The organism is Halococcus salsus (genome assembly GCF_009900715.1).
GTDB classification, from domain to species: Archaea; Halobacteriota; Halobacteria; order Halobacteriales; family Halococcaceae; genus Halococcus; species Halococcus salsus.
The window spans coordinates 114,239-126,238 of sequence record NZ_JAAAJC010000002.1; the positions used below are offsets into that span (position 1 = coordinate 114,239).

Consider the following 12,000-nt stretch of genomic DNA (forward strand, 5'->3'; position numbering starts at 1 on the left):
CTCAGTTCGCCCGCTCGAAGACGGTGTTGCCGCAGTTGCCACAGGACGAGGGGTTCCGGTAGTACTCCGTCCCACAGGCCTGACACCGCCAGTTCGCACCGAGGAGTTTCGAGAGCAGGCTCATGGACGCTCTACGGAGCCCGGACGCGAAGCCTTGTCGGTGTCGAGCGCCACACCCGACGGGTTCACTCCCCCGAAGGCGTCGCAGACCCGGTCGTGGACCGTCTCCCGGAAGCGGTGGCTGTCCTCGGCATCGAAGCGAACCTCGACGACCTGGGTTCCCGGACTTCCGAGCGAGGCGCGGTAGGCGTCCCGGAACGCCTCGCGGTCGTCGGTCCGGACGAACTCGACGCCGTAGAGGTCGGCCGTCGGCGCGAAGTCCAGTCCGTGTGGGGTTCGGAACTGGTCGGTGAACGGCGGTTCGAAGTCGGCGATCGGGAGCATCCGGAAGATCCCGCCACCGTCGTTGTTCACGAGCACGACGGTGGCGTCGACGCCACACCGCGAGAGCGCCAGCAGCCCGTTCATGTCGTGGTAGTAGGCCAGATCCCCCAGCACGCAGACCAGCGGGTCGTCGGTCGCACTCCCGGCCCCGAGCGCCGACGAGACGATGCCGTCGATGCCGCTCGCGCCGCGATTCCCGAGCACCGTGAGGTCGGCGTCGCGTGGTTCGGCGAAGCGGTCGGCGTCGCGAACCGTCATCGAGTTCGAGACGAACACCGTCGCGGGGGCCGGCGCGTCGGCGAGCGCGTCCCGGAGCACCGTGCCCTCGAAGAACCGCTCGTCGTGGGCCGTATCGACGAGTTCCCAGTACTCCCGTTCGGCCGCGGCGAAGCGCTCGCGCCACCGCTCGCTCCCCGTCGTCTCGACCAGCGACGCGAGGTCGCGCGCGAGCCGGTTCGGGTCGGTCACGAGGAGGTGGTCCGCGGTGAAGGTCGCCTCGCGCCACTCACCGGCGGGGTCGACGACGAACTGGCGGGTTCCCGACTCGCGGACCGCCTCCCGGAGGAACCCACGGAGCACCTTCGAGGTCGGCGACGCGCCCAACCGGACCACGACCTCGGGGGCCGGCCAGTTCGGTGCGTCGAGGTACGAGTCGTAGCCGCCACAGATGGGCACGTCGCGATCCGCGAGCTGTGCGTCGAATCGGAGCCCCGAGAGCGGGTCCGCGAGCACCGGGAACCCCGTTGCGGTGGCGAACTCCGTCACTGCATCGGCGTCGAGGGTCGTGCTCGGCCCCGCGACGACGAGCCCGCGCTCGACCGCAAGCGCGTCGGCTACCCGTTCGAGGGAGCCGTCGTCGAGCGCTGGCCGGCCCGCCTCGACCCCGACGAACGGTCCGTCGCGGCCGGTCGCGGCGAGCGGCTCGTCGCGCTCGAAGCCGTCGGGCACGTCGTCGGGAACGGAGACCGGTTCGAGTGGTTTCTCGAAGGGGACGTTGAGGTGGACCGGACCGGGTGGAGTCCCCCGGCTCGTCGCGAACGCGCGCGCGACCGCCACCCGAACCGAGCGGAGCTTTCGGCCGTCGGCCTCGGGTTCGGGGAGTTCATGGTACCACCGGACCGCCCCGCCGTAGAGTTTGACCTGGTCCACGGTCTGGTTCGCGCCGCTCTCGCGGAGTTCGGGCGGGCGGTCGGCGGTCAGCACGACCAGTGGGACTCGGGCCTGGTTCGCCTCGACGACGGCGGGGTGGAAGTTCGCGGTCGCGGTGCCCGAGGTCGAGAGCACGGGCGTGGGCTCGCCGGTGCGCTTCGCCCGGCCGAGCGCGAAGAAAGCCGCCGAGCGCTCGTCGAGGTGACTGAAGACCTCGATGCCGGGGTGGTCGGCGAACGCCACCGTCAGTGGTGTCGAGCGACTGCCGGGCGCGATACAGACCGCGGACACGCCCTCTTTCGCGAACTCGTCGGCGACAGCGTGGCCCCAGAGCGTGTTACGGTTCGGCCACGGCGGTCCACGGGGTGAGCCGTCCCCACCATCATCGTCGCGGCTCATCGTTCGAGTTCGTCGAGCACGGGCCGGAACTTCGGGCCGAGCTCGGCCCACTCCGCGTCGGGGTCCGAATCCGCGACGATGCCGTCGCCCGCGAAGAGGGTGGCGCGACGCCCGCCCGCGACCGCCGACCGAAGCCCGACCGCGAACTCGCCGTCGCCCGCGGCGTCGAACCAGCCGACCGGCGCTGCGTACCAACCGCGGTCGAAGGTCTCGGTCTCGTCGATCACCTCGCGCGCGCGCTCCAGCGGCAACCCACCGACGGCGGGGGTCGGGTGGAGCGCCTCGACCACGTCGAGGACGTGGGTCTCCTCGTGGAGCTCGGCGGTGATCGGCGTCCGGAGGTGCTGGATGTTCGCGAACGCCGCGACCCGGCGCTCGCCGACCGTGACGTCGCCCAGCGGCGCGAGCCGGTCGGCGATCGCCTCGGCGACCAGGGCCTGCTCGTGGACGGTCTTCGCGTCGGTTTCGAGCCCCGCCGCGAGGTCGGCGTCGTCTTCGGGGGTGTCGCCGCGCTCGGCGGACCCCGCGAGCGCCTCGGTCTCGACCCGGGAGCCGGTCATCCGGACGAGCCGCTCGGGTGGCGGACCGAAGAAACCGGCGTCGGCGGTCGGCTGAACGAGGAACCGATAACACTCGGGGTAGGTCCGCCGGAACCGTTCGAGCACCGCGGGGAGGTCGATCTCGGTTTCGAGGTCGGCCGCCAGCGCGGTGGCGAGCACCACCTTCCGGAGGTCGCCGGTTCGGATCCGCTCGACGGCGCGTTCGACGCCGGCGGTCCACTCGGCTTTCGTGGTCGTCCGGCGCGTGGCGGCGACGCCGGGCGGACCGCCGCTCGGCGACATCATCGGGAGGTCGGCGACCGATCCCGCCCGTTCGTCGAGGCGTTCCTCGACCGCCTCGGGGGTGGCGTCGGGCCCGTACTCGGTGACGCTCAACCACGTCCGGCCGTCGGCCCTCGTGAGTTGCACTTCGGGGAGAAAGAACTCCGCCGCGGGGAAGCCCTCCCACGGCGGGGCGGGAGCGTGGTCCGCGTCGAACGCGATGCCGCCGACGACGCGCGGGCGGGCCGCGGGCGGCCCCGTCGCGTCGACGGTCTCGAACAGCCGTGCCGCGTCCTCGCGGAGCGAGTCGAACCGGTCGTCCCCCTCGGCGCTGACGACCGCCGCCGCGCCGCCACCGGCGAGTTCGAGCCCGTCGGGGGTCGCCCACGCCACCCGTGGCACCGACGCGGTCTCCAGAAACGCACGGAACGAGCGGTCGGCCACCTCGCGGGTTCGGCTCACCAGCCGGCCGCCATCGACCCCTGATGGACGGGCCTCGTTTCCTGCCTGTGCCATTACGAACGGTTCGAGCGGCGGGTTCTTGAGCGTGTCCTTCGGGGATATCGAGCGCGAACGACCCCGGGTCGCGAACCCGGCGGGCGTCGAGCGGACCCGGGCGAACGCGACCCGACATCGAACCGGGATCGAACGATCCGAAAATAATTCTTCTCGAAAGCCGTTCCGAGAGTTCCCACAGCGGCAAGCGATCTTGCCGTCAGCGTTAAATACCCCTCTGCCGAAGCCCGACGTGTTCCGATGGCCAAGGTAGAGATAACCGTCCCCGAGCAGCTCGAAATGCAGATCGCACGAATGGTGGAGGAGGGTGAGTTCCTCAATCGGCAGGAAGCCGTCGAGGACCTCCTCTCGGCCGGAATGCGTGCCTACCAGACGAGCGGCCCGATGGACGACGAGGACGAACCGGGGCTCGAAGACGACGGCATGATGGGCCACGACGACGAGTACGTCTTCTGACCCGCCGCTCCGGGCCGGGACCGCTCGTCCGACGCCCGCACCGCGGGGAGAACTGTTAAACCGACCGCTCCCGTTTCCGCCGAACATGCACAAGGAAGAACTCCTCGAACTCCACGAGCAGATGGTGAACATCACGGAGTTCGTCAACAACCGCGACGACGTCGACCCCGAGCTGTTCGAGACCTACGAGAAGCTCGGCGTCACCCCCGACGACGTCCACAAGTCCAAAAGCGAGCACAAACACGCCGTCTTCATCCTCGGCAACGCGCTCGCCGAGGCCATGAGCGACGACGAGTTCTCCGACGCCGGTCGGATCGGCAAGCGGATGCGCGAACTCGCCTCCGACGCCGAACGCAAGCTGTAACGCCCCACTTTTTTCGACGGGGGCATCGCTCGCCGTCGGCTCGCTCAACCCCCGCCCAAAAACCTGGACTAAAAAGGCTGCTCGCTCACTCCGTTCGCTCGCAGTACAATCACTAACGGCTCCGCACAACACCGCCTCCGCCGAAGCCCTCGACCGCTTGCTTCGCTCGCGGTCTCGCCCTTCATCCACCAGGCTACGCAACCTTCTCCGCGACAGCGTCGCACCACGACCGCACCGCGGCCGCGGTGCTCGCGCAGCCTCTACCTCGGGAAACGAAAATCGAGAAAACAGTCGTTAGAACAGCGCCGAGGCGGCGTCCACGGCGGGTCCGGTGACGAAGCCGAAGGCGGGGATCAGGAGCACCGTGACGACGGCGGCGGCGACCACGGCGGTGTAGAGCCCCACCGGATAGCTCTCGATCCTGAGGCTCTCGTTCGCGTCGCCACCCCAGATGGCCCGGAGCACGCGGGTGTAGTAGTAGAGCGACAGCGCGCTGTTGACGACCCCGACGGCGGCGAGCCACCAGTAGCCCGCGTCGACCGCCGCGCCGAAGAGGAAGTACTTCGAGAAGAACCCGGCCCCGAGCGGGATCCCGGCGAGGCTCAGCATGAACACCGTCATCGCCGCACAGGCCACCGGGGCCTTCGACCCGAGGCCCGCGTAGTCCTCGAAGGTCCGCCCGACGCCCCAGCGTTCGGCCAGCGCGACGAACAGGAACGCACCGGTGTTCATGAAGCCGTAGACCAGCAGGTGGCTCATCCCCATCCCGAGCACGAGGGCGTCGCTGCCGCCACCGAGGGCCGCGAGCGCGATGAGGACGTAGCCCGCCTGGCCGACCGAGGAGTACGCCAGCATCCGCTTGACGTTCTCCTGGGTCGCGGCGGCGAAGTTCCCGACCGTCATCGTCACCACCGCGAGCACCTGGAAGGCGAGCACCCAGTCCACGTCGGTGAGGATGTCGAAGCCGAACGCGACCGTGAAGACCCGGAAGGCGACGACGAAGCCCGCGGCCTTCGACCCCGACGAGAGGAACGCCGAGATCGGCGTCGGCGCGCCCTCGTAAGCCTCGGGGGCCCAGAAGTGGAAGGGCACGCTCGCGGTCTTGAACGCGAACCCGCCGAGCACCATCAGCACGCCGACGCCGAGCAGCCCGGTGTGGGGCGTGTCGACGACGTTCTCGGCCACGGTGTCGAACAGGAGTCCGCCGGTGACGCCGTAGATCAGGCTGATGCCGTAGAGCAGTATCGCCGAGGAGACCGCCCCGACGAGGAAGTACTTCAGGCTCGCCTCGACGCTGCCCTCGTTGTCCTTTAAGAACGCAACGAGCGCGTACGAGGCGAGCGAGAGGAGTTCGAAGCTCACGAACGCCGTGGCGAGGCTGGCCGAGCTCGCGAGCAGACACATCCCGGCGGTCGCGAGCAGAACGAGCGCGTAGTACTCGGCCTGTTCGGACTGGCCGGCGAGGTAGTCGTAGCTCGCGAGCGTGACGAGCGCCGCGACGCTCGCGAAGATCACGCTGAAGAACAGGCTCATCCCGTCGACGACGAGCTGGCCGCCGAAGAGGGTCAATCCCTCACCGCTCGCCATCCCGGAGACGAGGACCGCGCCGGCGGCGGCGAGCGCGGCCACCGTCCCGAGGAGCGTCGTGCCCGCCAGCAGCGCCCGGTCGTTCGAGCGCGGCTTGACGGTGTCGATGACGAACACCACGAGCGCCGTGAACGTGAGCGCGAGTGCAGGCGCGAGGCCGACCCAGTCGGGGAGGGGAGCCATCTACAGCCCACCTCCCAGAAGCGGACCGACCGCATCCGCGATCATCGAGAAGACCAGCGAGGGCGCACTGCCGAGCACGATCACGCACGCGACGAGCACCACGAGCGGCGCGAGGTCGTGGACCGCCGCCCGTCGGACCGTCGAGTCCCCGTCGACCCGGAACTCGCCGAACAGCGCCCGCTGCATCGCGAAGAGCAGGTAGCCCGCCACGAGCACGATGCCGAACATCGCGACCGCGGTGAATATGGGGGATCCGGGGAACGAATCGAACGCACCCTGGAAGATGAAGTACTCGCCCATGAAGCCGGACATGAAGGGCAGACCCATGTAGCCGAAACAGCCCGCGACGAACGCCGCCGCGGTGACCGGCATCCGGTCCGCGAGCCCCGCCATGTCGCCGACCATCCGGGTGCCGGTCGCGCTGTAGATCACGCCGACGCAGGCGAACAGCAGCCCCGAGAGCAGGCCGTGCGAGACCATCTGGAAGGTCGCGCCCGAGAGGCCGTAGGGCGTGTAGGCGACGAGCCCCAAGAGGACGAAGCCCATCGAGGGGAGCGAGGAGTAGGCCACGATCCGCTTCAGGTCGTGCTGTGAGAGCGCCAACAGCGCCCCGTAGATCACGGTGACGACCGCGAACAGCGCGATCACCTGGGCGTACTGCTCGACGATGTCGGGCAGCATCGTGAAGTTGAACCGGAGCATGGCGTAGGTCCCCATCTTCGTGACGACGCCTGCGAGCACCACCGTCACCGGGGTCGGCGACTCGGTGTACGCGTCGGGGAGCCAAGTGTGGAAGGGCACCACCGCCATCTTCATCCCGAACCCGAAGAACATCGCAGCGAACGCCGCGAGCCGGAGGGGTCCCGCACCGACGCCGCCGAGCGCCCCGAGCTCACCCGCGCGGAGCGCCTGCGTGATCGCGGGGAGGTCGAGGCTCGTCACCGAGTCCCCGAGACCGAACACCAGCGCCGTGAACCCGATGAACATCACGAGGGTGGCGATATTGGTGTAGACGAAGAACTTGATCGCGGCGTACTCCCGCCGGGGGCCGCCCCAGACCGTGATGAGGAGGTAGACCGGGACGAGCACCGCCTCCCAGAACACGAGGAAGGCGAAGAAGTCCAGCGTGCTGAACACGCCGATCAGCCCTGCTTCGAGGAAGAGGAGAAGCGCGTAGAAGCCCGAGCGCTGGCGGTCGATCGGCGTCCAGCCGGTGACGATGGCGAGGCTGGTGAGGACCGTCGAGAGCACTACGAGCGGCATGCTGATGCCGTCGAGACCGACGTGCCAGTTCACGGCGTACTGGCCGAGTGAGATCCACTCGACGTTCGTCTCGTAGGCGAGCTGGCCACCCTGGAGGAAGGCGTTGCCCGAGCCGTCGAAGCCGTACCAGAGGACGAAGCTCGTCACCAGCGGGAAGAGGCTCGCGACGAACCCGCCGAACGGCGCGTACTCGTCCGGCAGGAGGAAGACGACCAGCGCGCCGAGGAGACAAAGCGCGATCAGGAGTTCGATCAGCACTCAGAACCACCCCCCGAGCAGGCCGAAGGCCACCAGTAGGACCACGAGCCCGAGCGAGAGCAGCGCGGCGTAGTTGGTGACGACCCCCGTCTGGAGGCGTTTGATGCGGTCCCCGGAGAGGAGGCTGATGCTCGATACGCCGTTGACGACGCCGTCGACGACGCCGTTGTCGAAGGTGCTGACCGCGCGGGCGACGCGGGCGGTGCCGTTCGCGAGCCAGACCTGGTACTCGTCCTGGTAGTAGTTGTGCATGAGGAGGGGTTTGAGCGCGCCGAGGCGGTCGGTGTGGGACCGCGGGGAACGACCGCTGTAGAGGGCGTAGGCGAGTCCCGCGCCGGCGAGCGCGACCACCAGCGAGACGACCGCGGCGAGCAGCGACGACACCGACGCACCGTAGCCGGCGAACTCCTCGACGAGTTCGTAGTAGTGCTCGCCGGTGGCGTTCCCGACACCGTGAGCGAGCCAGTGTTCGAGGTACGTGATGTCGAGGTTCAGGGCCTCGGCGACGGGCAGCATGTTGACGAAGCCGGCGACGACCGCGAGCACGCCGAGCACCACGAGCGGGGCCTTCACGCTCCAGCCGACGCCGTGGGCGTTCCGGGCGGCGTCGCTCCGCGGCTCGCCGTGGAACGTGAGCAGAACCATCCGGATCGTATAGAAGCCGGTGACGAACACTGCGATCAGCCCGAAGGCGTAGGCGACGAGGAGCACGGGCGAACTCAGCCCCGCCGAGAGCGCCTCGTAGAGCACCTCGTCCTTCGACCAGAAGCCCGCGAACGGGAAGATCCCCGCGAGCGCGAGCGAGGCTGCCACGAAGGTCCAGTAGGTCGTGGGTAGACGGTCCTTGAGCCCGCCGAGGTCCCACATGTCCTGGGTGTGGTGGGTCGCGATGATCACCGAGCCGGCCCCGAGGAACAGCAGCGCCTTGAAGAAGGCGTGGGTCATGAGGTGGAAGACCGCGGCGGTGTAGCCGCCCGCGCCGAGCGCGAGGGTCATGTAGCCGTACTGCGAGATGGTGGAGTAGGCGAGCACCTGCTTGATGTCGCGTTTGACGACGGCCATCGACGCCGCGAAGAGGGCGGTAAAACCGCCGACGAACGCGATGACCGCGAGCACCGTCGGCAGGAGCGCGTAGAAGCCGTACATCCGGGCGACGAGGTAGACCCCGGCGGCCACCATCGTCGCGGCGTGGATAAGCGCCGAGACCGGCGTGGGGCCCTCCATCGCGTCGGGGAGCCAGGTGTGGAGCGGGAACTGGGCGGACTTGCCGATGACCCCGCCGAGAACGAGCAGGCCGAGTATCGAGAACCAACCGGCGGGCGAGAGTCCGAAGGTGGTGAGCCCGACCAGGTTCCCCGACAGCGCGGCTTCGGCGAGCGCCGGGAAGCTCCCCTGCCCGGCGAACGAGGCCGTCCCGAAGGTGGCGAGGATCCCGACGAGGCCGACGAGGAGGAAGTAGTCCCCGAAGCGCGTGACGAGGAAGGCCTTCTTCGCGGCGCTCGCGGGCGCGTCGCGCTTGAACCAGTGGCCGATCAGGAGCCACGAGCAGAAGCCGACCATCTCGAAGAACATGAACGCCATGAACAGGTTGTCGGCCATCACGAAGCCGAGCATGCTCGCAGTGAAGAGACCGAGCCCGGCGTAGTAGCGCGGAATGCCGGTCTCGTTCTCGTCGTTCATGAAGCCGAGGCTGAAGACGTGGACGAGGAAGGAGACCAGCGAGACGATGAGGAGCATCAGTGCCGCGAGCGGGTCGATCAGGACCCCCAGATGGAGGTCGAACCCGCCGGTGGCGGCGAAGGTGTAGAGCCGGGTGTTGACCGTCGCGCCGCCGGCGACCGCGAGCGCGGTCCACGCCGAGAGGACCAGCGAGCCGGCGGTGGCGATGATGCCGGCGAGCGCGCCCTTCTTCGGGAGGACGCGGCCGGCGAACAGCGCGATCACGAACGAGACGAGCGGGAGGACCGCTATCGCGGGTGCGTAGTCGAGTGCCGCCATTGTTACCACCTCATGGTCGTTGCTTCGGTGACGTCGACGCCACGGAAGTTACGGTAGAGTACGAGCACGATGCCGATGCCGACGGCGACCTCCGCCGCCGCGAGCGCGATCACGAACAGGCTGAACACCTGGCCGGTGAGGTTGCCGTGTTGGAACGAGAAGGCGACGAGGTTGACGTTGCCCGCGGTGAGCATGAGCTCGACGCACATCAGGTACAGCAGGGCGTTCCGGCGGGTGAGGATACCGAAGAGCCCGATACAGAACAGCCCCGCAGAGAGCAGGAGGTAGTATTCGACGGGGACCATCAGTCCTCACCCCCGTCGGGGCGGACCGGCGAGCGCTGGGGGTCCCGTTCGTCGGCGTCGCCCGGCTCGTCGGGGTCTGTCCGGAACCGGAGCGCGCCGGCGATCCGGCCGTCGGCTTCGGTCTTCGCGAGCATCACCGCGGCGTCGAGGGCGACGTCGAGGACGAGCGCGATGATGATGAACGTCGCGAGGAAGCCCTCGGCAGGGTAGGCTCCCGCGTCGAAGTTGAACAGGGCGTAGCCGATCGAGGCGGTGATCGACCCACCCCCCGGAAAGCCCGCGGGGGCGGGGAACGACTCGGTGAGAACGGTCACGGCGAGCACGACGAACAGTGCGACCGCGACGAGGCCGGGCAAGAGATGCCGGCCGATCTTGAGGTGGGGACGGGTGGTCACGAGGTCGCCTCCGTCGCGTCGTCGGTGCGGGTGAGCATCACGGCGAACGAGATCAGGATCAACACGCCACCGACGTAGACCAGGATCTGCATCGCGGCGAGGAACTCCGCGCTCATCATGATGTAGTGGATGGCGACGCTCAACAGCGCCGCCCCGAGCATCAACGCGGAGTGCCAGACGTCCTCCATCAGGACGACGCCGAGGGCACTGAGAACCGTGACGAGCGCGAACAGCGCGAACGCGACCGTCTCGTACGGGATGGCCATTGTGCATCCTCGTATGGGATGATGTTTGAAGGTTTCGAGAAACGATCACGGAACTACCCGAGACGGACGACAGCCGACGGCGAGCGTCGACACGCGTGGGGACGGACTCAAATGGGGCGAGACCCTCGTGCCGGTGTGGCCTTTCGTCGATTCGTTCGCGGGCGGGTGGAGTGGTCGGCCCTCGAAGCCGTCTGTCGCGAGGTCGCGGCCCGGTACGACCAGCGGGTCGCGCGCGTCGTCTTCCTCGAGACCGACAACTGGCTCTCGACGCCCTGCGTGGTCAACGACCGCTGGTTCGTGAAGGTCCTCAGCCCGCGGAACGCGCTGGTCCACGGCCTCTTCACCACCGGCCGGAACCTGGGGATGTTCTCGAGCGGCACCGAGGGCTTCTTCGAGCGCTTCGCGAACCCCGTCGAGATGGCCGAACACGAACTCAGCGCCACCCGACGGATCCGCGAGATCGGGCTCAACGCACCCGAACCCCTCGAAGCGTTCGCCCACGGCGAGTTCGGCGTGCTCGTGCTCGAGTACCTCCCCGAGTTCCGGACCATCGGGGACCTCCCGCCGGCCGAAGTGCGGGAGGTCGCCCCGGAGTTCTTCGCGGCGCTGGCCCGGATGCACGATGCGGGTCTCGGCCACGGCGACCTCCGGGCGGAGAACGTCCTCGTGGCCGACGGGGAGCTCTACTTCATCGACGCGACCAGCCTCCGTGGATCCGGGGCCGCCGACGCCCGGGCGTACGACCTCGCGTGCGGCCTCGCGGCGCTCGAACCCACGATCGGCGCGCGCAGGGCGGTCGACGCCGCCGCGCACCACTACGCGACCGACGACCTCCTCGCGGCCCGCGACTTCGTGAGCTTCATCGACATGCGCCCGGACCACGACTTCGACGCCGCGCTCCTCCGGGGCGAGATCGAAAAACGCGCGGCGTAGCACACGTCTCGTTTCTCCCGAAGCACATCATATCCACGTTCAACGTCTTTCTGAGCAGGTCTCCGAGTACCATAACCAGCTCTCGCTACGACCTTCTCTGTTCTCAAACGCCCTCAACTAGACAATGCCTGTTTCTGTATCATACCAGACGGAGGACGAGTGTTGCAGTAACTACTGAAACATACAGTTGAAAGCCCACAAAGAGAAACATTAGGGCCGGTGGGATAGTAAATTAATATCTGAAATCATATTGCTGCCCAGTCTATCCACGGCTGAGGGCTGTCATGAGAAGCACAACAAGAAACAGACAGCCAGCAACAAAGAACAGTAATGGACCAGTATCTGTTAAATCAGCAGAGCCTGAAACTTCAGTTACGCTGAGATAAAAGAAGCCAACCGCTGCAATAGCAAACAGAACAGGTCCAATAACCCGCTGAGGCGAGTTACAGAGGCATTCAATGATTTCACGGGACTGGCACATCGTCCGCAATTTGTTTCTGCCTTGCTAGAGCAAAAAGTTTTGTACGATGTGTCAACTCAAACGTCATCATATCACGGCTGTCGACTACGGACGCTCGTATCGTTGCGCGACCCACATGCCCGAGCAGTTAGCGGCTCGCCGCGAGTGACTGGGGGGTCAACCGCTAGGACGAGCTACGTCTC

The 12,000-nt window shown here is 67.7% G+C and carries 12 protein-coding genes; 3 read left to right on the forward strand and 9 right to left on the reverse strand.

All coding sequences use genetic code 11. The features are described from left to right. Position 1: 1 nt before the first annotated feature. Genes GT355_RS18460 through GT355_RS07700 form a run of 3 tightly spaced genes read right to left on the reverse strand, consistent with a single transcriptional unit; the run spans position 2 to position 3,329 of the window. The gene (locus GT355_RS18460) at positions 2-124 is read right to left on the reverse strand and encodes a hypothetical protein (protein WP_255409221.1); all 123 of its coding nucleotides are present in this window, start codon (positions 122-124) and stop codon (positions 2-4) included. Next, positions 121-1,992 carry a 2-succinyl-5-enolpyruvyl-6-hydroxy-3-cyclohexene-1-carboxylic-acid synthase gene (gene menD, locus GT355_RS07695; RefSeq protein WP_240145756.1) on the reverse strand — a complete coding sequence of 624 codons (1,872 nt, stop codon included), beginning with the start codon at positions 1,990-1,992 and terminating at the stop codon, positions 121-123. The genes GT355_RS18460 and menD overlap by 4 nt, the downstream gene beginning before the upstream one ends. Next, entirely contained in the window at positions 1,989-3,329 is a 1,341-nt protein-coding gene (locus GT355_RS07700; protein WP_160134125.1) for an isochorismate synthase, read from the reverse strand. The genes menD and GT355_RS07700 overlap by 4 nt, the downstream gene beginning before the upstream one ends. A gap of 240 nt (positions 3,330-3,569) precedes the next feature. Here GT355_RS07700 and GT355_RS07705 point away from each other — a divergent pair, with 240 nt between their 5' ends. Both GT355_RS07705 and GT355_RS07710 read left to right on the forward strand, forming a co-directional pair. Beyond that, a complete protein-coding gene (locus tag GT355_RS07705) occupies positions 3,570-3,785 on the forward strand; it encodes a DUF7120 family protein (RefSeq protein WP_007695659.1) in 216 nt (71 codons plus the stop codon). An 85-nt stretch (positions 3,786-3,870) separates the two neighbouring features. Then, the gene (locus GT355_RS07710) at positions 3,871-4,149 is read left to right on the forward strand and encodes a UPF0058 family protein (protein ID WP_160134126.1); all 279 of its coding nucleotides are present in this window, start codon (positions 3,871-3,873) and stop codon (positions 4,147-4,149) included. Positions 4,150-4,443: 294 nt separating this feature from the next. Here the strand turns inward: GT355_RS07710 and GT355_RS07715 are convergent, their stop codons facing one another. The 6 genes from GT355_RS07715 to GT355_RS07740 are packed head-to-tail and all read right to left on the reverse strand — an operon-like array spanning position 4,444 to position 10,398. Continuing rightward, a complete protein-coding gene (locus tag GT355_RS07715) occupies positions 4,444-5,919 on the reverse strand; it encodes an NADH-quinone oxidoreductase subunit N (protein WP_160134127.1) in 1,476 nt (491 codons plus the stop codon). Then, positions 5,920-7,440 (reverse strand): complex I subunit 4 family protein, encoded by a 1,521-nt coding sequence (locus GT355_RS07720; RefSeq protein WP_160134128.1) that lies wholly within the window; start codon positions 7,438-7,440, stop codon positions 5,920-5,922. Further along, positions 7,441-9,438: an NADH-quinone oxidoreductase subunit L gene (gene nuoL, locus GT355_RS07725; RefSeq protein WP_160134129.1), complete on the reverse strand. Its 1,998-nt coding sequence runs from the start codon at positions 9,436-9,438 to the stop codon at positions 7,441-7,443. 2 nt (positions 9,439-9,440) lie between these two features. After that, positions 9,441-9,743, reverse strand: coding sequence for an NADH-quinone oxidoreductase subunit NuoK (gene nuoK, locus GT355_RS07730; RefSeq protein ID WP_160134130.1), 303 nt, complete (start codon positions 9,741-9,743; stop codon positions 9,441-9,443). Next, positions 9,743-10,138, reverse strand: a complete 396-nt coding sequence (locus GT355_RS07735; RefSeq protein ID WP_160134131.1) for an NADH-quinone oxidoreductase subunit J — start codon at positions 10,136-10,138, stop codon at positions 9,743-9,745. Before GT355_RS07735 ends, nuoK begins: the two co-directional genes overlap by 1 nt. Continuing rightward, positions 10,135-10,398, reverse strand: coding sequence for an NADH-quinone oxidoreductase subunit J (locus GT355_RS07740; protein ID WP_029601951.1), 264 nt, complete (start codon positions 10,396-10,398; stop codon positions 10,135-10,137). The genes GT355_RS07735 and GT355_RS07740 overlap by 4 nt, the downstream gene beginning before the upstream one ends. A gap of 141 nt (positions 10,399-10,539) precedes the next feature. Between GT355_RS07740 and GT355_RS07745 the strand changes: the two genes are divergently transcribed. Continuing rightward, on the forward strand, positions 10,540-11,337 hold the full coding sequence (locus GT355_RS07745; protein ID WP_160134132.1) for an RIO1 family regulatory kinase/ATPase domain-containing protein: 798 nt from the start codon (positions 10,540-10,542) through the stop codon (positions 11,335-11,337). Positions 11,338-12,000 lie beyond the last annotated feature (663 nt).